This window comes from Cupriavidus sp. HMR-1 (genome assembly GCF_000319775.1).
Classification (GTDB): domain Bacteria; phylum Pseudomonadota; class Gammaproteobacteria; order Burkholderiales; family Burkholderiaceae; genus Cupriavidus; species Cupriavidus metallidurans.
Genome location: NZ_ANKP01000124.1, coordinates 1 through 21,818 on the forward strand (window position 1 = coordinate 1; position 21,818 = coordinate 21,818).

Annotated in this window: 17 protein-coding genes, 2 tRNA genes and 3 rRNA genes; 12 read left to right on the forward strand and 10 right to left on the reverse strand. The window is 60.8% G+C overall.

Annotated elements, in window-relative coordinates; genetic code table 11:
- Window positions 1-46: 46 nt before the first annotated feature.
- The 5 genes from rrf to D769_RS16490 all read right to left on the reverse strand — a co-directional run bounded on the left by rrf (window position 47) and on the right by D769_RS16490 (window position 5,197).
- Window positions 47-160 (reverse strand): 5S ribosomal RNA (gene rrf / locus D769_RS16470).
- A 118-nt stretch (window positions 161-278) separates the two neighbouring features.
- Window positions 279-3,157: ribosomal RNA gene (locus tag D769_RS16475) — 23S ribosomal RNA — on the reverse strand.
- A gap of 281 nt (window positions 3,158-3,438) precedes the next feature.
- Window positions 3,439-3,514, reverse strand: a tRNA-Ala gene (locus tag D769_RS16480).
- A gap of 11 nt (window positions 3,515-3,525) precedes the next feature.
- Window positions 3,526-3,602, reverse strand: a tRNA-Ile gene (locus D769_RS16485).
- A gap of 63 nt (window positions 3,603-3,665) precedes the next feature.
- Window positions 3,666-5,197, reverse strand: a 16S ribosomal RNA gene (locus tag D769_RS16490).
- Together the 16S, 23S and 5S rRNA genes with 2 tRNA genes alongside form the textbook arrangement of a ribosomal RNA operon.
- Before the next feature lie 626 nt (window positions 5,198-5,823).
- On the opposite strand from D769_RS16490, the gene D769_RS16495 reads away from it, so the two are divergent.
- From D769_RS16495 to D769_RS16510, 4 genes are all read left to right on the forward strand, one after another.
- On the forward strand, window positions 5,824-6,210 hold the full coding sequence (locus D769_RS16495; RefSeq protein WP_008647090.1) for a DUF488 family protein: 387 nt from the start codon (window positions 5,824-5,826) through the stop codon (window positions 6,208-6,210).
- Between the two features lie 78 nt (window positions 6,211-6,288).
- Window positions 6,289-7,533, forward strand: a complete 1,245-nt coding sequence (locus D769_RS16500; RefSeq protein ID WP_008647092.1) for a spore maturation protein — start codon at window positions 6,289-6,291, stop codon at window positions 7,531-7,533.
- A 376-nt stretch (window positions 7,534-7,909) separates the two neighbouring features.
- A complete protein-coding gene (locus D769_RS16505) occupies window positions 7,910-10,018 on the forward strand; it encodes an FUSC family protein (RefSeq protein ID WP_035884347.1) in 2,109 nt (702 codons plus the stop codon).
- 114 nt (window positions 10,019-10,132) lie between these two features.
- Window positions 10,133-10,411 carry a DUF1488 domain-containing protein gene (locus tag D769_RS16510; protein WP_008647095.1) on the forward strand — a complete coding sequence of 93 codons (279 nt, stop codon included), beginning with the start codon at window positions 10,133-10,135 and terminating at the stop codon, window positions 10,409-10,411.
- 20 nt (window positions 10,412-10,431) lie between these two features.
- Here D769_RS16510 and D769_RS16515 read toward each other — a convergent pair whose 3' ends face one another.
- Window positions 10,432-10,902 carry a universal stress protein gene (locus D769_RS16515; protein WP_008647102.1) on the reverse strand — a complete coding sequence of 157 codons (471 nt, stop codon included), beginning with the start codon at window positions 10,900-10,902 and terminating at the stop codon, window positions 10,432-10,434.
- A gap of 217 nt (window positions 10,903-11,119) precedes the next feature.
- Here D769_RS16515 and paaA point away from each other — a divergent pair, with 217 nt between their 5' ends.
- From paaA to D769_RS16550, 7 genes are all read left to right on the forward strand, one after another.
- Window positions 11,120-12,127, forward strand: coding sequence for a 1,2-phenylacetyl-CoA epoxidase subunit PaaA (gene paaA / locus D769_RS16520; protein WP_008647103.1), 1,008 nt, complete (start codon window positions 11,120-11,122; stop codon window positions 12,125-12,127).
- Window positions 12,128-12,146: 19 nt separating this feature from the next.
- The gene (gene paaB / locus D769_RS16525) at window positions 12,147-12,434 is read left to right on the forward strand and encodes a 1,2-phenylacetyl-CoA epoxidase subunit PaaB (RefSeq protein ID WP_008647104.1); all 288 of its coding nucleotides are present in this window, start codon (window positions 12,147-12,149) and stop codon (window positions 12,432-12,434) included.
- 10 nt (window positions 12,435-12,444) lie between these two features.
- Window positions 12,445-13,302, forward strand: a complete 858-nt coding sequence (gene paaC, locus D769_RS16530; protein ID WP_008647105.1) for a 1,2-phenylacetyl-CoA epoxidase subunit PaaC — start codon at window positions 12,445-12,447, stop codon at window positions 13,300-13,302.
- Between the two features lie 16 nt (window positions 13,303-13,318).
- Window positions 13,319-13,927: a 1,2-phenylacetyl-CoA epoxidase subunit PaaD gene (gene paaD, locus D769_RS16535; protein ID WP_008647106.1), complete on the forward strand. Its 609-nt coding sequence runs from the start codon at window positions 13,319-13,321 to the stop codon at window positions 13,925-13,927.
- 12 nt (window positions 13,928-13,939) lie between these two features.
- A complete protein-coding gene (gene paaE, locus D769_RS16540; protein ID WP_008647107.1) occupies window positions 13,940-15,025 on the forward strand; it encodes a 1,2-phenylacetyl-CoA epoxidase subunit PaaE in 1,086 nt (361 codons plus the stop codon).
- Between the two features lie 120 nt (window positions 15,026-15,145).
- Window positions 15,146-15,943, forward strand: coding sequence for a DUF1835 domain-containing protein (locus tag D769_RS16545; RefSeq protein ID WP_008647110.1), 798 nt, complete (start codon window positions 15,146-15,148; stop codon window positions 15,941-15,943).
- 73 nt (window positions 15,944-16,016) lie between these two features.
- Window positions 16,017-16,637: a TetR/AcrR family transcriptional regulator gene (locus D769_RS16550; RefSeq protein ID WP_008647112.1), complete on the forward strand. Its 621-nt coding sequence runs from the start codon at window positions 16,017-16,019 to the stop codon at window positions 16,635-16,637.
- A gap of 25 nt (window positions 16,638-16,662) precedes the next feature.
- Here the strand turns inward: D769_RS16550 and kefC are convergent, their stop codons facing one another.
- Window positions 16,663-18,477 carry a glutathione-regulated potassium-efflux system protein KefC gene (gene kefC, locus D769_RS16555; protein ID WP_008647114.1) on the reverse strand — a complete coding sequence of 605 codons (1,815 nt, stop codon included), beginning with the start codon at window positions 18,475-18,477 and terminating at the stop codon, window positions 16,663-16,665.
- Window positions 18,474-19,064, reverse strand: a complete 591-nt coding sequence (locus D769_RS16560; RefSeq protein WP_024569359.1) for an NAD(P)H-dependent oxidoreductase — start codon at window positions 19,062-19,064, stop codon at window positions 18,474-18,476. The genes kefC and D769_RS16560 overlap by 4 nt, the downstream gene beginning before the upstream one ends.
- Window positions 19,065-19,385: 321 nt before the next feature.
- Here D769_RS16560 and D769_RS16565 point away from each other — a divergent pair, with 321 nt between their 5' ends.
- Window positions 19,386-20,084: a GNAT family N-acetyltransferase gene (locus D769_RS16565; protein WP_008647117.1), complete on the forward strand. Its 699-nt coding sequence runs from the start codon at window positions 19,386-19,388 to the stop codon at window positions 20,082-20,084.
- Between the two features lie 99 nt (window positions 20,085-20,183).
- On the opposite strand, the gene D769_RS16570 is transcribed toward D769_RS16565, so the two are convergent.
- Window positions 20,184-20,678 (reverse strand): Lrp/AsnC family transcriptional regulator, encoded by a 495-nt coding sequence (locus D769_RS16570; protein ID WP_008647119.1) that lies wholly within the window; start codon window positions 20,676-20,678, stop codon window positions 20,184-20,186.
- A 228-nt stretch (window positions 20,679-20,906) separates the two neighbouring features.
- Window positions 20,907-21,506 carry an EF-hand domain-containing protein gene (locus D769_RS16575; RefSeq protein WP_008647121.1) on the reverse strand — a complete coding sequence of 200 codons (600 nt, stop codon included), beginning with the start codon at window positions 21,504-21,506 and terminating at the stop codon, window positions 20,907-20,909.
- Between the last annotated feature and the right edge of the window lie 312 nt (window positions 21,507-21,818).

The following is a 21,818-nucleotide window of genomic DNA, read 5'->3' on the forward strand; positions in this document are numbered from 1 at the left end:
AAAGCAAAACCCCCAGCTTATAGGGCTGGGGGTTTTGGGTATAAGAGCCTGGCGATGACCTACTTTCACACGGGTAGTCCGCACTATCATCGGCGCGAAGTCGTTTCACGGTCCTGTTCGGGATGGGAAGGAGTGGTTCCAACTTGCTATGGTCACCAGGCATGAGGGGTTGCCGGGCTGACCCGAGGTCAGCGCGGCGAATCTGGGTGTAGTAAAGATTGGGTTGTGTTGCACACCTGGGCACAAGGCGCACTCACCAGGTAAAACACACTGGTTATAGGATCAAGCCTTACGGGCAATTAGTACTGGTTAGCTTAACGCATTACTGCGCTTCCACACCCAGCCTATCAACGTCCTGGTCTCGAACGACCCTTCAAGGAGGTCAAGCCTCCAGGGAATCCTCATCTTCAGGCGAGTTTCCCGCTTAGATGCTTTCAGCGGTTATCTCTTCCGTACATAGCTACCCTGCGATGCCTCTGGCGAGACAACAGGTACACCAGCGGTACGTCCACTCCGGTCCTCTCGTACTAGGAGCAGCCCCCGTCAAGATTCCAACGCCCACGGCAGATAGGGACCAAACTGTCTCACGACGTTTTAAACCCAGCTCACGTACCTCTTTAAATGGCGAACAGCCATACCCTTGGGACCGGCTACAGCCCCAGGATGAGATGAGCCGACATCGAGGTGCCAAACACCGCCGTCGATATGAACTCTTGGGCGGTATCAGCCTGTTATCCCCAGAGTACCTTTTATCCGTTGAGCGATGGCCCTTCCATTCAGAACCACCGGATCACTATGTCCTGCTTTCGCACCTGCTCGACTTGTCAGTCTCGCAGTTAAGCACGCTTTTGCCATTGCACTTTAGGTACGATGTCCGACCGTACCAAGCGTACCTTCGAACTCCTCCGTTACACTTTGGGAGGAGACCGCCCCAGTCAAACTGCCTACCATGCACTGTCCCCGACCCGGATTCACGGGCCAAGGTTAGAACCTCAAACAAACCAGGGTGGTATTTCAAGGACGGCTCCACGTGAACTAGCGTCCACGCTTCAAAGCCTCCCACCTATCCTACACAGATCGGTTCAAAGTCCAATGCAAAGCTACAGTAAAGGTTCATGGGGTCTTTCCGTCTAGCCGCGGGGAGATTGCATCATCACAAACACTTCAACTTCGCTGAGTCTCGGGAGGAGACAGTGTGGCCATCGTTACGCCATTCGTGCAGGTCGGAACTTACCCGACAAGGAATTTCGCTACCTTAGGACCGTTATAGTTACGGCCGCCGTTTACCGGGACTTCAATCAAGAGCTTGCACCCCATCATTTAATCTTCCGGCACCGGGCAGGCGTCACACCCTATACGTCCACTTTCGTGTTTGCAGAGTGCTGTGTTTTTATTAAACAGTCGCAGCCACCATTTTATTGCAACCCCTTCACCCTCCTGGCGCAGGCCAGTCAAGCTACAAGGGCGTACCTTATCCCGAAGTTACGGTACCAATTTGCCGAGTTCCTTCTCCCGAGTTCTCTCAAGCGCCTTAGAATACTCATCTCGCCCACCTGTGTCGGTTTGCGGTACGGTCTCGTATGACTGAAGCTTAGAGGCTTTTCTTGGAACCACTTCCAATTGCTTCGCAGCACTAGGCCGCTCGCCCCACATCCTTGAATTCCGCGCCCGGATTTGCCTAAGCGCCTTCTCCAATGCAGGGACCGGGACTTCCAACACCCGGACAACCTTCCGCGATCCGTCCCCCCATCGCATCATACGACGGTGCAGGAATATTAACCTGCTTCCCATCAGCTACGCATCTCTGCCTCGCCTTAGGGGCCGACTCACCCTACGCCGATGAACGTTGCGTAGGAAACCTTGGGCTTACGGCGAGGGGGCCTTTCACCCCCTTTATCGCTACTCATGTCAGCATTCGCACTTCTGATACCTCCAGCATCCTTTACAAGACACCTTCACAGGCTTACAGAACGCTCTCCTACCACGCACTTGCGTGCGTCCGCAGCTTCGGTGACTGGCTTAGCCCCGTTACATCTTCCGCGCAGGACGACTCGATCAGTGAGCTATTACGCTTTCTTTAAAGGGTGGCTGCTTCTAAGCCAACCTCCTGACTGTTTTAGCCTTCCCACTTCGTTTCCCACTTAGCCAATCTTTGGGACCTTAGCTGGCGGTCTGGGTTGTTTCCCTCTTGACACCGGACGTTAGCACCCGATGTCTGTCTCCCGTGATTGCACTCTTCGGTATTCGGAGTTTGCTATGGCGGGGTAATCAGCAATAGACCCCCCAACCATGACAGTGCTCTACCCCCGAAGGTGAGACACGAGGCACTACCTAAATAGTTTTCGGAGAGAACCAGCTATTTCCAGATTTGTTTAGCCTTTCACCCCTATCCACAGCTCATCCCCTAACTTTTCAACGTTAGTGGGTTCGGTCCTCCAGTACGTGTTACCGCACCTTCAACCTGGCCATGGATAGATCATCTGGTTTCGGGTCTACACCCAGCGACTCAACGCCCTATTCGGACTCGCTTTCGCTACGCCTTCCCTAATCGGTTAAGCTTGCCACTGAATGTAAGTCGCTGACCCATTATACAAAAGGTACGCCGTCACCCGTTTCCAGGCTCCGACTGTTTGTATGCATGCGGTTTCAGGATCTATTTCACTCCCCTCCCGGGGTTCTTTTCGCCTTTCCCTCACGGTACTGGTTCACTATCGGTCGATTACGAGTATTTAGCCTTGGAGGATGGTCCCCCCATCTTCAGACAGGATTTCACGTGTCCCGCCCTACTTGTCGTACACCTAGTTCCACAACGCTGTTTTCGCATACAGGGCTATCACCTGCTATGGCCGGGCTTTCCATCCCGTTCTGCTAACAATGCTGCTAAAGAGTACAAGGCTCTTCCCATTTCGTTCGCCACTACTTTGGGAATCTCGGTTGATTTCTGTTCCTGCAGCTACTTAGATGTTTCAGTTCGCCGCGTTCGCTTCCCTGACCTATGTATTCAGTCAGGGATGACCCATTCGGGCCGGGTTTCCCCATTCGGACATCTCCGGATCAAAGCTCGTTTGCCAGCTCCCCGAAGCTTTTCGCAGGCTACCGCGTCCTTCATCGCCTGTAATCGCCAAGGCATCCACCACATGCACTTGTTCGCTTGACCCTATAACGAGTGTGTCTCTAGGACACGACCGTCATAGGTCTGAGTTCTCGCGTTTGTGCCGTATTCCAAGTCATCTTTCGATCACTTTAAATACATTTTGGTTGATACAATCACAACCCGGTATCGCGTTTGTACTACAGCGTCTCATCAACGCTCGCGACACCTTTACTACATCCCATATTGTTAAAGAACAGCCAGGCTTTACGCCTGTTGGCAACAGCCAAAGACAAACACTCAGGCACTCGCCTGAATTCTTGTCTTTGACTACAACCCCAAGGTACTGGTGGAGGATGACGGGATCGAACCGACGACCCCCTGCTTGCAAAGCAGGTGCTCTCCCAGCTGAGCTAATCCCCCGCGCGATAACTTGGTGGGTCTGGTAGGACTTGAACCTACGACCCCCGCCTTATCAAGACGGTGCTCTAACCACCTGAGCTACAGACCCTTGGCTGTAACAGCAAACAAACCGATAAGTGTGAACGCTTGACTTGTGAACACAAGCCTCTAGAAAGGAGGTGATCCAGCCGCACCTTCCGATACGGCTACCTTGTTACGACTTCACCCCAGTCATGAACCCTGCCGTGGTAATCGCCCTCCTTGCGGTTAGGCTAACTACTTCTGGCAAAACCCACTCCCATGGTGTGACGGGCGGTGTGTACAAGACCCGGGAACGTATTCACCGCGGCATGCTGATCCGCGATTACTAGCGATTCCAGCTTCACGTAGTCGAGTTGCAGACTACGATCCGGACTACGATGCGTTTTCTGGGATTAGCTCCCCCTCGCGGGTTGGCAACCCTCTGTACGCACCATTGTATGACGTGTGAAGCCCTACCCATAAGGGCCATGAGGACTTGACGTCATCCCCACCTTCCTCCGGTTTGTCACCGGCAGTCTCTCTAGAGTGCTCTTGCGTAGCAACTAGAGACAAGGGTTGCGCTCGTTGCGGGACTTAACCCAACATCTCACGACACGAGCTGACGACAGCCATGCAGCACCTGTGTCCACTTTCCCTTTCGGGCACCTAATGCATCTCTGCTTCGTTAGTGGCATGTCAAGGGTAGGTAAGGTTTTTCGCGTTGCATCGAATTAATCCACATCATCCACCGCTTGTGCGGGTCCCCGTCAATTCCTTTGAGTTTTAATCTTGCGACCGTACTCCCCAGGCGGTCAACTTCACGCGTTAGCTACGTTACTGAGAAAATGAATCCCCAACAACTAGTTGACATCGTTTAGGGCGTGGACTACCAGGGTATCTAATCCTGTTTGCTCCCCACGCTTTCGTGCATGAGCGTCAGTCACGTCCCAGGGGGCTGCCTTCGCCATCGGTATTCCTCCACATCTCTACGCATTTCACTGCTACACGTGGAATTCTACCCCCCTCTGACGCACTCTAGCCTTGCAGTCACAAGCGCAATTCCCAGGTTAAGCCCGGGGATTTCACGCCTGTCTTACAAAACCGCCTGCGCACGCTTTACGCCCAGTAATTCCGATTAACGCTCGCACCCTACGTATTACCGCGGCTGCTGGCACGTAGTTAGCCGGTGCTTATTCTTCCGGTACCGTCATCCACGCCAGGTATTAACCAGCGCGATTTCTTTCCGGACAAAAGTGCTTTACAACCCGAAGGCCTTCTTCACACACGCGGCATTGCTGGATCAGGGTTGCCCCCATTGTCCAAAATTCCCCACTGCTGCCTCCCGTAGGAGTCTGGGCCGTGTCTCAGTCCCAGTGTGGCTGATCGTCCTCTCAGACCAGCTACTGATCGTCGCCTTGGTGGGCCTTTACCCCACCAACTAGCTAATCAGACATCGGCCGCTCCTGCTGCGTGAGGCCTTGCGGTCCCCCACTTTCACCCTCAGGTCGTATGCGGTATTAGCTAATCTTTCGACTAGTTATCCCCCACAACAGGGTACGTTCCGATGTATTACTCACCCGTTCGCCACTCGCCGCCAGACCGAAGTCCGCGCTGCCGTTCGACTTGCATGTGTAAGGCATGCCGCCAGCGTTCAATCTGAGCCAGGATCAAACTCTTCAGTTCAATCTCTGTGTGGTGCCGAAGCACCTCGCTCTTTCGAGCGGTCGCTCACTCTCAGAAAACTGACTGGCCAGGCTCCGAAGAACCCAACCAACATGTTTTACTGTGCGAGCACTGATAACTTTTGAAGCATCACAGCGACCGAAGTCACCGTGGCGTTCGCCATCAAGCGCCCACACTTATCGGTTGTTTGATTGTTAAAGAACCTCAGCGCCCGGCTTTGCCGGTTCGCTGTCGCTGCCTCGCTGACGTTGCCGTCATTTCGTTGCAGCGGAGAAACGAGATTATGCAGAGCATTCAGCGTTTCGTCAACAGTTTTTGCAGAACTTTTTTCTGCCGGTCAGCGCTGCATCCCTTCGCAACTCCAACCCACTGCCGCCCCGCAACCCTTGTCGCTACTGCGTTTGCAGTGCGTTTCGTGTTGCGAGGGGGCGAATAGTACGGGACACCCACAGGGTTGGCAAGCACTTTCTGAAAATATCTAAAAAGGCCCTTTCAAGGCCTGATTGGCCATCGCCATAATCGTCGGCCCAACGGTGAATGCATCATATATATAGAGGCATGTGACACCATGGGTTCAGGCGCCAGACTCCCCGGTAGGGGATTCCGGCGAAAGTGGGGACAACTAGATGAGCATTCGTATCGTCAGGCTTGGCACACCCCGCGCAGCGGATGAAGGCCTGCGCATCGGTACCGTGAGGCGGCCACCACGAGGTGTCCCCAAGGCGGAGTTCGCCAGCAGGGACTATTACGATGTGTGGTACCCGGTACTTTCACCCTCCGCCGATCTGGTCGCGGAAGCGCAAGCAGCGGCAGACGACAAGGCCTGGCGCGCATTCGACAGGCATTTCCGGTCGCAGATGGCCGAACCGGACGCGAGTCGCACCTTGGATCTGCTGGCGGCGCTATCCCATCAGACCAATTTCTCACTCGGCTGCTATTGCGAGAACGAAGCCCATTGCCACAGGTCGATCCTTCGAGACCTGCTGGCTAAGCGTGGCGCCGATATCGCCTAAGTCTGATCGGCGTCGGGCTATGATGCGAAGCTTCGCCGGTGGAACGGCGAAGCCTTCTTACTGCCACTTTTCTCGCCGATGGCACTGAACCTCGTCTGGCTCGGATTCTTTCTCGTTTCTTTCGTTGCCGCATGTGTGCGGTTGATTGGCGGCGACACCGCGGTGTTTCCCGCCATGCTGGCTAGCCTGTTCGACAGCGCGCGCACTGCCTTCGAGATTTCGCTTGGGTTGGCCGGAGTGATGAGCCTGTGGATTGGCATCATGCGCGTCGGCGAGCGCGCCGGCGCCGTGGATATGTTCGCCCGACTGGTGAATCCACTATTGCGCCACTTCTTCCCCGGCGTGCCGCAGGGCCATCCGGCGCAAGGCGCGATGATGATGAATATCTCCGCCAATATGCTGGGGCTCGATAACGCCGCCACTCCACTTGGGCTCAATGCGATGCGCGAGCTCCAATCGCTAAATCGCCAGCCTGGCACCGCCACCAATGCCCAGATCATGTTCATTGTGCTGAACACGGCGGGGCTGACGCTGATTCCGACGTCGGTGATCGCCATCCGGCAGGCCATGGCTGTGAAGCAGGGATTGGTTGGCTTCAATGCCGCGGATATTTTTCTGCCGACGCTGCTTGCCACGGCGGTGTCTTGCCTGGCCGGTTTGCTGGCAGTGGCTTGGGTTCAACGGCTCAACCTGCTCAAACCCGCCGTACTGGTCACGTTTGGCCTCATCGGCGGCCTGCTTGGCGCCCTGTTCTTCTGGCTGCGACATGCTCCACCAGATCAAGTCAGCAAGCTCACCGCCCTGGCCGGCAGTGGATTAATCCTTTCACTGATCACCCTCTTCCTGGTCGCTGGAGCACTGCGCCGCATCAATGTCTACGATGCGTTTATCGATGGCGCCAAGGAAGGGTTCGGCGTGGCGGTGCAGATCATTCCCTACCTGGTAGCCATCCTCGTGGCCATCGGACTGTTTCGTGTCACAGGCTGCATGGATGTGGTGATGCAGGCGCTTACGAGCGTATTTCAGTGGCTCGGCATGAATACCGATTTCGTGCCCGCCCTGCCCGTTGGTCTCATGAAGATCCTCTCCGGGGCTGGTGCCAGGGGGCTAATGGTCGACGTGATGACAACCTATGGCGTCGACTCCTTCCAGGCACGGCTCGCAGCCATTATCCAGGGATCGACGGAAACCACCTTCTATGTGCTTGCGGTGTACTTCGGTAGCGTCAATGTGCGCAATACAAGGCACGCACTAGCCTGCGCACTGTTTGCAGATGGTGTTGGACTCGTTGCGGCTGTCTGGATTGCCTATCTTTTCCGCTAGTCGTTGTACGACCACAACGAGCTTGTGCGGTCATCGAACATCTCGCAAAAGGACGCTTGGTGCGACGCAACAAGTCGTGTATAGTGAAGTCTGTCTCCTCCACCACCTCGGTGGATTCCAACCCGCGCATCATCTGCGCGGGTTTTTTTTGCCCAAAATTTGGGGAATCGTGGATCAGTTGGACTGTTTCCTTCGGTCCATATGAGGAATATGGAGCACGCACCGTCATGCACCGCGCATCCCACTTGCGGTGCAACAATGCACGATTTGCGCGCCAGCCCCTGATTCAAATCAGATTTGTTGCGATGCAGCAAGCTGGCAAGTACAGTGGCATCGGTACTGACCCTGATACCACTCAGCCGCCCCCGCCTGCTCGATGCGCCCCGCCTTGCACTACCTCCGCTACTGGCCTGACGCCGCCTTTCTACGGCGCGGTGCGATCTACGCCTTGTCATTTCTCACGCTCGCCGGTACGGCCTGGCTGACTGGGGACAGTGGCTACATCTGGTCGGCCACGGCATCCATCTGGACTTGCCTTGCCGATCGCCCCGGCACCGCCGCCGCCCGTATTCGTGGACTGGCAACTGTAGGGATTGGTGGCGCAGCCGTCAGTGTGATCGGCGCGAGCCTCCATGCCTCGCCGCTAGCAGCGCTGGCGTTCGTGCTGGCCGCGGGTCTTGTGGCCGGCTTGTCGGAGGTTCGCGGTCCCGCCACCGCGCTGTGGTTCAAGCTCCTCTACGTAGTCTTGATCGCCGCGTGCCTGCAGCCAGCGTCAGGGCCATCCGCCTCCATTCATGCCTGGATGGCCGGCTTGGATTTTCTTCGCGGCGGCCTGTTCGCCTGCGCGGTCAGTCTTGTGTTGATCCCCTCGGATCGCGAGACACGCCCACGGACTGAGATCATTGCTATCTACGACGCACTGCGCCGATTCGCGGTGGCGCTCGCAGGAGCGCGCTCGCTGGATATGACACCGCACAAGCAGGAGATTCGCCTTTGCATCGAAACGGCGCGCAAGGCGCTAGTCAGCCGACGTGGCCTGGCCGATCCCGTTGCGCTCCTGCACTACGCCTACGCCATCGCGGTCGGCGATGCGATATTCGCGCTGTTGATTGTTGCCGGCGAATTGCGCGAAAGGCTGGGCGTCGGCCATGCGTTGCCACTGGCCTGCGCGGCTAGCCGGCTGACCGACATGCACGCTCAGGTTCTGCAAGCCCTGTCCTGCCACGGCCCGGACCTTCCCGCTCTGACGGCCATGCTCTTCCGGGACCTGCGTGAACTGGCTGCCCGGCGTACCCATGCCAGCACGCCTCCGGCATATCAATCGGCCCTGGCTGCGCTTGCGCAGTTTCCTGCGTTCGATCGCTGGCGCGAAGGCTTCTCCTGGCCAAACAGCGGATTCGCCAGCCTGATCGATCGTCTCGGTCTCATGCTGGCGGATCTGGCCGCGCGCGACACTCGCGTCACCCGGCACGCGGTGCGCCTTGCGCTCGCCGGCGGCCTGAGTCTTCTACCCGCGCAGATCTGGCATGTCGATCACGGCTACTGGGTGGCCGTCACCGTGATCATGGTGTTGAGTCCGCGGCTGCAGACGACTCGCCAGATCTCGTTCTTGCGATTTGCCGGATCTCTGGCCGGTGCCCTGCTCGCCTGCGCGATCAGCCTGTTGCACCCAACACCCGCGCCGGTGCTGGGACTAAGCGCCCTCTTCCTGGCGGGTGCCTATGCTGCGCGGCTGGCGGGCAACCCCGGGGGCTTTGCCTTCTGTCTCACACCAGCGGTCATTCTCTTCTCCTGGCTCGGTGAACCCACATCGAGCAGCAGCCAGGTCGCAGCGATGCGAGGGCTCGATACCGCGATCGGGTGTCTGATCGCACTGGCTAGCTACTACATACTGGCACCGCGTGCCGAGCTATCGCGGGTCTTCCGCCACAGCATTGACGCGCTGGCGGTCAACGCCGTCTACCTGCGCGCGGCGAGCCGCGCCTCGCGCACACTCACGCCGTCCCATTTGCGGCTCGAGGCCCTGCGCGTGGCGGCGGGCCGTGCATCATCTCGCGCCGAAGCCACGCTGTCCCAGTCCGCCGGTGATCTCGCCTCCGATCTGACGGCGGCCCACACGTCGCTGCATGACACGGCGCGGCGCATGGCTTCTCTGGCCGGGCTGATTCGGGCCAGCGCGGAATCGGGAAGTGTCGACCAACCCCCGGGTCCCGGGGTTCAGGCCCTGCTATCGGCACTTGAGGTACGACTGGCGGAGGTTGCGGCACGACCAGGGCGGATTGATGCGATAGCCCCCTCCGCGCCTGACTGGATCGGACCGTCTCCACTCGCCACCACGGCATTCGAGCAGTTCCTGGTCGAACAAGCGGCGTACGCCAATGCCCATGTCGACAGCGCGCATCAAGCCGTTGCCCAGATGAGCGCACTGGCCGCAGCGCACGAGCACGGCAGCCGCTCCCGGCGGAGCAGCTTGCGCGCCAGTTGATGCGATCGACCAAAAGGAGAAATTCGGGCTCGCTCAGGGTTGCCGGACGGCTGCAGTTACCTATATTAAAAGGATATTCGCCGTTTCCCCGTTCCCGGCAAGACGAGGTGCGCCATGGTCGATATCACGTTCCCGAACAGCAACCCGACGTACTGTGGCGCCAGTCTGACGCTCTCCTGCCCGGCCACCGTCAACGGCAATCGTTCGCAGTATTCGGTCACGGCCGAGGCGCTTGAGGCCTACTGCGGCGCGCGCTCCCCGCGCGAAGAGGATCTGGTGCGCGCCTTCACAAACAACCGCGCGCGCATCGAGCAACTGGCGCACAGCATGTTTGAGCTGACCGAAGCGCGCGAAATCATGCTGCGTGGCGGACACTTCCGCTTCGCCGGCTGAACGTTCGCGCGCCTGGCTTGTTACTGCTCTGACGACGTCCCGCGCACCAGCAAGACCGGCATGGTCGACTGACGAATCACGGCTTCGGCAACGCTGCCGAGCACGAGCCTGCGCACGCCGCGTCGGCCGTGTGTACCGATGACGAGCAAATCGCCGCCCCACTCACTGGCCGCAGCGTTGATCGACCCAGCTATGTCGCCGGCCACGGCAGGTTCCGTGACGAGTTTCGTCTCGAACTTCACCCCGGCATCGCCAAGCAACTTGCTGGCGGCCTCGAGGGCTCGGGTGCCGCTTTCCACGAAAGCGCGTTCGATCTGCGACGGATCGTAGTACCCGGCGTCGAACAGCACCATGGCATTGTCGACGACATAGAGCGCGAGAATCGTCGCCCCGCTGCCCCCCGCCACACGAATCGCCTCCTGCAATGCCAGATCCGAGGTGCTGCTTCCATCTACCGCCACCACGATCTTGCTGTAAGCCTTGCTCGCCATTGCATTGCCCTCCAGTAAAGAGATGAATTTTCATACTACACGTGGCGCGTGCCTCACGTGACGGCGTGATTCTGAAATCGTTCGCCAATCGGATAGTCTTTTAAATTGACCGACCGGTCGGTTTATATATATAGTGAGCAAGCCCGACCGACCCAAGCACCCAGATCACAAATCACGAGTCGGCCCGTCGCAGCAGACGCCCCGTCAAGGAGACGTGATGTACACACAGAGCCTCGACCTGCCCGGCCAGGCACCGCAAGTGGCGCCCATCGCCCCGGAATTCGCCGATCAACAGGCCGCGTTCGATGCCCGCATTGCCGAGGACGGCAAGATCGAGCCGATGGACTGGATGCCGGACGCCTACCGCAAGACCCTTGTCCGCCAGATCTCGCAGCATGCGCATTCCGAAATCGTCGGCATGTTGCCCGAAGGCAACTGGATCAGCCGCGCGCCGTCGCTGAAGCGCAAAGCCATCCTGCTGGCCAAGGTCCAGGACGAAGGCGGCCACGGACTCTATCTATATAGTGCGGCCGAAACCCTCAATGCCTCGCGCGACGACCTCGTCGATGCGCTGCACGCGGGCCGCGCCAAGTATTCGTCGATCTTCAACTACCCGACGCTGACTTGGGCGGATGTCGGCGTCATCGGTTGGCTGGTCGACGGCGCCGCGATCATGAATCAGATCCCGCTGTGCCGCTGCTCATACGGGCCGTATGCGCGGGCCATGATCCGCATCTGCAAGGAAGAATCGTTCCACCAGCGCCAGGGCTACGACGCGTTGCTGGCGATGATGCGTGGCACCGAAGCGCAGCGCGATCTGGTGCAGGACGCCGTCAATCGCTGGTGGTTCCCGGTGCTGATGATGTTCGGCCCGCCCGACTCCGCATCTACCAATAGCGCTCAGACCATGGCCTGGGGCATCAAGCGCATTTCCAACGATGACCTGCGGCAGAAGTTCGTCGATGCCACCGTCGAGCAGGCCAAGGTGCTCGGCGTGACGTTGCCCGATCCCGGCCTGGTATGGAATGCCGAGCGCGGCCACTACGACTACAGCCCGCTCGACTGGGAAGAGTTCTGGCGCGTGATCAACGGTGACGGCCCGTGCAACCGGGAGCGCCTGGCCACACGCGTCAAGGCACATGACGACGGCGCCTGGGTACGGGAAGCCGCACTGGCTCACGCCGAAAAACAGGCACGTCGCAAGGCCGACGCCAAAGCAGCCTGAACGCCAAGAGGAGACAGACATGACGCAAAAGGAATGGCCGCTGTGGGAAGTCTTCGTCCGCAGCAAACAGGGCCTGGAACACAAGCACTGCGGCAGCCTGCATGCCGCCGATGCGCAGCAAGCACTGCTCATGGCACGCGACGTCTACACGCGCCGGCAGGAAGGCGTGTCGATCTGGGTGGTGCCATCGTCGGCGATTACGGCCAGCGCGCCTGCCGAGAAGGGCGAGTTGTTCGACCCGGCGGCCGACAAGATCTACCGCCACCCGACGTTCTATCAGTTGCCCGAAGAAGTGAACCACATGTAAGGCCGGCGACATGAATTCATCCATCACTGCCGCCGCCAACGGCGACGCCGCATTGGCCGGCCTTCCTCTCGCACGCACCGCGCCGCTGCAGTATGTGCTCCGCCTGGCCGACAATGCGCTGATCCTGGGACAGCGCAATGCCGAATGGTGTGGCCACGGCCCGGCGCTAGAGGAAGACATCGCGCTGACCAACATCAGTCTCGACCTGATCGGGCAGGCCCGGCTGCTCTACAGCCACGCCGGCGTGCTCGAAGGCCAGTTGACCGGCCGCACCCGGCATGAAGACGACTACGCCTACTGGCGTGCCGAGCGCGAGTTTCACAACTGGACGCTGCTGGAACTGCCGCACCACGGACCGCTGGCCGGCACTGCACGCGCGGATCGTGACTACGCCATCACCATCATGCGCAACTTCCTGTTCGGCGCGTTGATGGTGGAGTTGTGGCCCGCGCTGGAGCGCAGCCGCGACACCGAGCTCGCCGCCATCGCCGCCAAGTCGGTAAAAGAAGCGCGCTACCACCTGCACCATGCCGCCGGCTGGGTCGTGCGGCTTGGCGATGGCACCGAAACGTCTCACCTCCGGATGCAACGCGCGCTCGAACATCTGATGCCGTACATGAACGAGTGCTTCGCCGCCGATCCGATCGAGCGGGAAGCCGCAGAGCAAGGCATCGGCGTGCTGACCGCCGACTTGCGCGATGCATGGGACGCCACGGTACGCGCCACACTCGAAGAGGCGACGTTGCGCCTGCCGGCCGAGTCCGCGTTCCTCTCGACAGGCAAGCAGGGCGTGCACTCGGAACACATGGGCTATCTGCTGGCCGAGATGCAGGGCCTCGCGCGCGCCCATCCCGGCGCGCAGTGGTAAGCCAGGGATCGAAGCCATGCGCGACACCCCCGCCCGTGATGCCACCACATCCCCGTTCGCGCCGACATTTTCGACGCCTTCGGGGAAAAGGGCCGATACACCCGACGATCGGCTCGCCTGCGCGCGCGCGGCACTGGAGGCCGTGCCAGACCCCGAAATCCCGGTCGTTTCTATCCGCGACCTCGGCATTCTGCGAGACGTACGGCTGGGCGACGATGGACTGACGCTGGAAGCTGTGATCACGCCGACGTACTCGGGCTGCCCGGCGATGTCGCAGATCGAAGAAGACGTGGGCCGCGCGCTCGAGGCCGCCGGGGTCGCCCCCTGGCGCGTGCTCACAGTATTGGCGCCCGCCTGGAGCACCGACTGGATCACCGAATCCGGCCGCGCCAGCCTGCGCGCCTTTGGCATCGCCCCGCCCGGGCACTGCGTCACGGATGCCCCGCCGGATAACGCCAAACCGCTGCGCTTCGTGCCACGGGCCCAGTCCGAAGACGCCGTGACATGCCCGCGCTGCGGCAGCCCCCATACGCAGGAGCTGTCGCGCTTTGCGTCCACGGCGTGCAAGGCGCTCTACCGCTGCCTGGACTGCCGTGAGCCGTTCGACTATTTCAAACCTTACTGACCCCCACCGGCCATGACCCCACAGTTCCATCCGCTGCGCGTGGCGCAGGTTCGTCCCGAGACGTCCGATACGGTGTCGATCGCATTCGATGTGCCTGACGCCCTGCGGGATGCCTACCGGTTCACCCAAGGCCAGTTCCTCACGTTGAAGGCGCCGGTCGGCGGCAACGACGTGCGCCGTTCGTACTCGATCTGCAGTGGCGTGCAGGACTACGCTGAAAGCGGCGAACTGCGCGTGGCGGTCAAGCTCGTCGACGATGGTGTGTTTTCGACCTGGGTCCACGACAACGTCGAAGCCGGACAGACGCTAGACGTCATGACACCTGATGGACGCTTCCATGTACCGCTGGACCCGGCCACGTCGCGTCATTACGTGGCCTTCGCCGCCGGCAGCGGCATCACGCCGGTGCTATCGCTGATCCGCACCACGCTTGCCATGGAACCGAACAGCCGCTTCACGCTGGTCTACGGCAATCGCAGCGTCGACACGATCATCTTCTCCGAAGCGCTCGAGGACCTGAAGAATCAGTATTTGTCGCGCTTCACGCTCTATCACGTGCTGTCGCGCCAGCCGCAGGAGGTCGATCTGCTGCATGGCCGCCTGGATCGCGAGCGCGTGGGCCGGTTCCTTGGCTCACTGATTCCGATCGACGACATCGACGCCGCGTTCGTGTGTGGCCCCGCGTCGATGATCGACGAGGTGGAGGAGGCGCTCAAGGCAGCTGGCCTCGACCCGCACCGCATCCATGCCGAGCGCTTCGGCGTGCCACTCGGCCCACGGCGCGAGACACCCGTTTCGCTCGAAGGACAGACCGGCACGGCCGAACTGGTGGTGGTGCTGGACGGCAAGCAGCACAAGATGCGCCTGCCGCTTGGCAATGCCAAAGTGCTCGACACCGCGCTGGCGGCCGGCCTCGATCTGCCCTACGCCTGCAAGGGCGGGGTCTGCTGCACCTGCCGGGCGAAAGTGCTCGAGGGCGAGGTTGAAATGGAGAAGAACTACACGCTCGAGCCGTGGGAGATGGAAAAGGGCTTTGTCTTGACCTGTCAGGCCCGGGCGGTGACGCCGCGCGTGGTGGTCAGCTACGACGAGCGCTAGGCGTCGCGCATATGGTGGAAATCCCACACGCCGGGGTGCCGCCAATGCGCGACTGACCACATGCCGTGATTACAATGGCGGGGACAGGCTTGATCCGTCGCACCCTATACAATCACGGTCATGCAATATATCCATGTCGTCAACGGCGATGTCGCGGGCACCACGCTGCGCCAGGCTCTGGCCCAGGCGGCCCGTCCCGATCCGGTTGTCGTCCTCCGTGACGACCTCGCCGTCGGCCCCATTGCCGATATCGACAGTACCGGCCTGATCCGCTCCGGCTTTTGGCAGCGGGTGGCGCCCCATTCCGATATCGACTTCGCCGCCGAGATGCGCCAGGCGCTGGATCAGTTCCAGGCCCTGCGCCGCGACGACATGGAGGTGGCGATCTGGCACGGTCAGAGCGCGTCAGACCAGTTGATGTTGCGCCGCGTGGTCTTTCATCTCTATCAGACGCCGCAGCGGATCAACGAGGTGGCGATGGACCTGCGCGAGCTGGAAACGCCCACGCATGGCAGCCTGACCGCCATCGGCATGTATTCGGCCGCAAGGCTGGCGCGCCGGTTCTCGACCATCGCGCCGGTCTCGGTGCTGCGCCTGGGCCGGCTGGGCTACGAGTGGCAGCAGAACGTCAAGGAGAATGCCGACGTGCGGCTGTGGAAAGGCAACACGCTGGTGCCAGCGGCCTACCACACCGTCGACGACGTGATCCTGGAGCGAGCCCCTGCCGAGTGGACACCGGCCGCCCAAGTGGTGGGCAGCGTGATGGGGGCCATCGAAGGGCTGCTGGCCAGCGACTGGTTCGTGTTCTGGCGCTGCCGTGAGCTGGTCAGCACCGGCCAGCTCGTGCTGCGCGGTAACCCTGAGGCACTCGACACCTGCGAGCTCCGTCGCAACAGCCTCGCCGACGACGACGCGTGAACCCGGTCTCTTAATCGACCCAGCAAACCCCAGCGACCCCCGATCGCCCTCCCGGCGAACATTTCGGAGCCATATGGCCAGAACCAAAGCGCCCGATTTCGAGGCGCAACGAGAACAAATCCTTGACCTGGCAGCGGCTGCCTTCGCGGCCACCAGCTACCCGAGCACGTCGATGGCCGATCTGGCCGCCGCGTGCGGCACGTCGAAAGCCCGGCTGTACCACTACTACGAGAGCAAGGAGGCGATCCTGTTCGACCTGCTGGACCGCTACACGTGTCAGCTCATGCAGATCGTCAGCGAGGTGGAAGCGGATAGCGCTCGGCGCGGGCTGAACAGCCGGGAGACGTTCGGGCACTTGCTGCGCGCCTTCCTGGCCGAATACGAAACGTCGCAGACACGCCATATCGCGCTGATCAACGACGTGAAGTTCCTGGCTGAAGAACAGCGCGATCAGATCCTCAAGCGCGAGCGCGACGTGGTGGCCGCTTTCACTCGCCTGCTGCGCCTTGCCTATCCGGACCGAGTCACGGCTGAGAACCAGACCGCGCTGACCATGACGGTGTTCGGCATGATCAACTGGACGTTCACGTGGCTCAAGCCCGGCGGCAAGCTGTCATACGCCCAGTTCGCGGAGATGGTGGTCGACCTCCTCGAAGGCGGCCTGACCCCGCGCGGGACCGGCATCACCGGATAACGCGCCCCAGCGACAGCGCCCGCCATCAGGACCACTCGGCCTCCTCGCGCTTGCGCCGCTGCTCGCGATCCTGCCGGAACATTTCCTCGAGCTCGTCTCGCGCCTGCTTGGTCAGGGACGTCAGCTTCTTCTGGTCTGTGTAGTACGGATAGAACCGGTCGATCCCCTGGATGTTGTGACGGCGGAACCGAAGCGCCACGTTGCGTGCTTCCGCGGGGTCGAAGCCGAGGCCTTCCAGCACGCGGCGCCCCATCATCAGCGACCCCTCGAACATCTCACGCTCGTAGATGCCAACACCCCGGTCCTTGAGCTGGTAGACGTGCGACACATGGCGTGCCCGGGCACAGATCGTCAACTCCGGCCAGCGCTCACGCACGCGGTCGATCAAGGCGAGGCTGTCTTCCATGCCATCGATCGCCACGACCAGAATCTTCGCCTCCGCCACGCCGGCTGCCTCGAGCAGGTCCACTCGCGTGGCATCGCCGTAGAAAATCTTGAAGCCGTACTGGCGCAGGAACTCGATCTGGTCCGGATCATGGTCGAGCACGGTCACCCCGATGCCCTGCGCATAGAGCAAGCGACCAATGATCTGACCATACCGCCCGAAACCCGCGATGATTACCGGGTTGTGCTGCGGCGGGATCACATCGTCGGGCTTCCGCATCAGGATGTGCAGGCGCGGCGCGATCAGCTGATCGAAGACAAGCAGCAAGAGCGGCGTGGCCACCATCGACAGCGCCACGATCAGGACCAGCAGCGCGTGCATATGCTCGGTCAGCAGGCCGACATTGTCGGCCACCGAAAACACCACGAACGCGAACTCGCCGCCTTGCGAGATCAAGAGCCCGAACAGCAACCACTGGCCTCGCGCAATCCCGAACCGGGGCGCGAGCACCGCCAGCACCAGTGTCTTGACCAGTACGAATCCAGCAACCAGCCCCAGTACCTTCCACGGCGCCTGGGCGAGCACGCCGAAGTCGATCGACATGCCGACGGCCATGAAGAACAGGCCGAGCAGCAACCCCTTGAATGGCTCAATGTCGGCTTCCAGCGCGTGTTTGTACTCGGAATCCGCCAGCAGCACGCCGGCGACGAATGTGCCAAGCGCCATCGACACGCCCACCGCTTCCATCATCAGCGCGATGCCAACCACCAGCAGCAGCGCAAAGGCGGTGAACATCTCGCGCATGTCCGTGCGCGCGATGAACCGCAATGCGGGCCGCACGAGGTACCGGCCACCGACCACCACGATGCCGAGCACCGCCACCGCCCTGGCCACCGTTTGCCAGTGCGGCGGGCCATGGGGCGCAATCTCGGCGGCGTCGATCGCCAGCAAGGGCAGCAGCGCGATCATCGGGATCGCAGCGATATCCTGGAACAGCAGAATGCCGAAGCTGGCCGCACCAGCGGGCGTGCCCATCAGATTCCGCTCGGCCAGGGTAGCAAAGGCAATGGCGGTAGACGACAGCGCGAGCCCCAGACCGGCGACGATCGCGACCTGCCACGACGCGCCCAGCAATGCGGCCGCTCCCCCGACTACCAGCGCACACGCTGCCATCTGAGCCGTGCCATAGCCAAAGATCGTCTTGCGCAGGTTCTTCAGCTTGCGTGGCTCGAGTTCGAGGCCGATCACGAACATCATCAGGACAACGCCGAACTCCGAGAAATGGAGGATCGACTCGACGTTGGTCACCAGCCTCAGCGCGAAGGGTCCGATTGCCGCACCCGCCAGCAGATATCCGAGCACGGCGCCAAGCCCGAATCGCCGCGCCAGCGGCACGGCCACCACTGCCGCCACCAGGAAGACAACCAGCGCAATCATGAAATCGTGCTGGTTCATGGCGCGTCCTCCCCGCCCAGCTCCGCATCGGTCCACTGTTGCGTTTCAGGGGGTAGTGGTAGCGCCGGCAGATGACGCGCCACATGCTCGATATGGAGCGCCACGGCATCGCTATCGGCGTTGTCGGCGTCATGCAGCACCACCGGCGGCAGCCAGGTCATGCCGCACAACAGCGCGGTCTGTTCGAGCGGCAGCAGGAAATCGGCGATTGGATGGCCATGGGTGCCCTCCGGGCCATAGGCATCGGCATGACCACCGGTGCTGACCACAGCCAGCATCGACTTGCCACGCAGCGCCGTGCCGCCGGGGCCAAAGGCCCAGCCGCTTTCGAGCACATCATCCAGCCACAGCTTGAGAAGCGCGGGCACGCTGTACCAGCGCACGGGAAACTGCAGGACCAGGGTCTCGGCGGTGGACAGCAAGCGTTGCTCGGCAACGACATCGATGTCGTAGTCGACGTAGAGCCGGTACAACTCGCGCACTTCCACATGGGGCAACGCCGCCAGCGCTTCAGCAAGGGGACGGTTGACGCGTGAACGCCGGGGCGAAGGATGCGCGAAGATCACAACTACGGGGGGCTCGGTCATGGTGTCTGGGTACGAACGGGTCCAGCGAGTGGCCGGCAGCAGGAGAATGCGGCGTTGCAGCAAATCCACAACACGCCCCCTGGTGACGCCAGGATCGCGCAGCCAAACCGTTGATTTGGCTCAATTTTTCGAAATATCACACTTTTCTGGGTGTGTTGCGACGCAGGATAGCTTACGCGAGACTGACAATTCCACTACAATAGTTTTCGCGTCGCAGCAACCTAGTGTTTGCCCGGATCCGGTGCATCGTGACACGAAAGTGCACAGGCATCCACCGCGACGGTGTTATTTTTATACCGATCACTGAAGAAGGAAACAAAAGTGAACCCGCTCGAACTGAGCAAGGCCGTCGGAGCCGTAACCGACGAAGATCTCCGCCGTGCAGCCGCAGCAAGCCAGGCAGCCCAACGTCACACCGTTCTGGTTCGTGAACTGGCCGCCCATCACCGCTCGCGCCTGCTCAAGCATTTCCTCGCCCTGGGTGAGGAGGATCGCCTGCTCCGTTTTGGCCAGTCGGTGGGTGATCACGTGGTCGAGGCATACGTCGACAGCATCGACTTCGACCACGACAGCGTGTTCGGCGTCTACGACGAGAACCTGGAACTGATCGGCGTGGGCCACTTCGCCAACCTGCGCGACAACGCGCAGGGCCGCGTCGCCGAATTTGGCGTGTCGGTCTCCAAGAGCGCGCGTGGCCGCGGTATCGGTAGCGCGCTGTTCGAGCGGGCCGCGATCCACGGGCGCAATACCAGCGTGCGTACCCTTTACATGCACTGCCTGTCGCGCAACGCGGCGATGATGCACATCGCCAAGAAGGCCGGCATGAAGGTGCAGTATGCGTACGGTGAAGCCGATGCGTACCTGGAACTGACACCGGCCGACACCGTGAGTCGTCTGACTGAAGCGCTTGATGAGCAGGTTGCCGACCTCGACTACATGATGCGTCGCAATCTGCGCGATGCCCGCCGCTTCGGCCTGCGCTTCTGGCGTTCGCTAGTGCCGCAGAAACACACGGTCTGACACACTCTGCGCTAGCACGCCCAACACGCTAGCCCGGAAATGCAAACGGCGCACCCTGGCGGTGCGCCGTTTGCATTGGCATGGCGTTCAGCCAGCCGATCAGGCGTTGCCAGCCACTGGCAGCGCCGTGGTGTCCTTGATCGATTCGAGCGCGAAGCTCGAACGCACGTCGATCACGGAAGGATGCGCAAGCAGTTGCTCCTGCATGAAACGGGCAAAGTGTTCCATGTCCTCGACATATACCTTGAGCAGCAGGTCCATCTCGCCGGTCATGGCATGGCAGGCCGCGACTTCGGGCCACGTCTGGATGGCCGCCCGGAAGAGGTCTAGCGGCGCCTTGCCTTTCGGGGTGCCCCCCTGCTTTTCCAGCCTGACGTTGATATAGGCGAGCAGGCCCAGCCCGATCTTGTTGGGCTCCAGCAGCGCTGCATACTGGCGAATGACGCCAATCTCCTCCAGACGACGGATGCGACGCAGACAAGGGCTTGGCGACAGATTCACGCGCTCCGCCACTTCCAGGTTCGTCAGCCTTCCATTGGTCTGCAGGACTTCCAGGATCTTTCGGTCGATCTTGTCCAGCTCCACCTTGCTCACGTTTTGTTGCTCCGCAATATGTTTGTCGGCAATTTTTTTGCGCAAATTTAACAAGTCGTGCACAAATGCGCAATTTTTTTGATGCGATACCCGCTATCACGGGCCAAATACGCCGATGAAATGCACTAGATTGCACAGGCAAGGATGGTGCCATGATCTTTCATGAGGCTCGACCACGAAAAAAAAGCGCGACCCGAAGGTCGCGCTCGTCTGCCGGTGAAAGTTGGCTTAGTTGCCGCCGCTCGAAGGCATTGCAGGCGCCGGCGCGGCGCCCGGACCGCCAGGGCCGCGGCGCTCCATCCGGTCCATACGTTCCTTGTGCATCTTCTGCATGCTGGCTTCCATCTCGGCCATCGTCACCTTGCCATCGTGATTGGCATCAATCCGATCGAAACGGTTTGCCATGCGCGGGAAGGCCGCCTTGAACTCGTCGCGGGTCAGCGCACCGTCGTTGTTCTTGTCAGCGGCCTTGAACTTGGCCTCGAAATCAGCCTTCATCTCGGCGCGACGCTGCTCCCACATTGCCTTGTGAAAGGCCGCCAGCTCGGACTTGTCGAGCTTGCCGTCGTGGTTCGTATCGATCTTGTTGAACAGCGCATCGAACTCGGCCTTCGAGATCGTGCCGTCCTTGTCCGTATCGGCCAGCTTCATCAGCCAGTCTCCGCCGCGATGCTCGCCCGGGCCACCCATGCGGTGCATGGGCATGCCTTGCGGGCCGTCGGACGGCGCAGGCGCTGCGGTCTGGGCAAAGGCGCCACCGGCGACCAGGAATACGGCCGAAGCCGCGATGAACTGCTTGAGTGCGTGCGTCTTGTGATTGCGTTGCATGTCTGTGCTCCTTTTCATCACGTTGGGCATGTACGGATTAGAACCCAGACAACCACGCAAGTTTGGCGCTTTTAATACGATGTTACGGGGCTCACAGAACGGACGAGTGCCGTAAACAGACGCAAGATACTCAAACAGTACGCAATACTCTGAAACGTATTGGCATCCAACAAGCTTAGTCCTTCGCGCCCAGGCTCTCGCCAACCGGGCCTTGCGCAGGCGCGTGTTGAGGCGGCGGTGGCACCGGCTGTGCCGGGGATGCGGTGAACTCCTGTGGCTGGGCCGGCGCGCTGACCACGGGCGGCGGGGCGA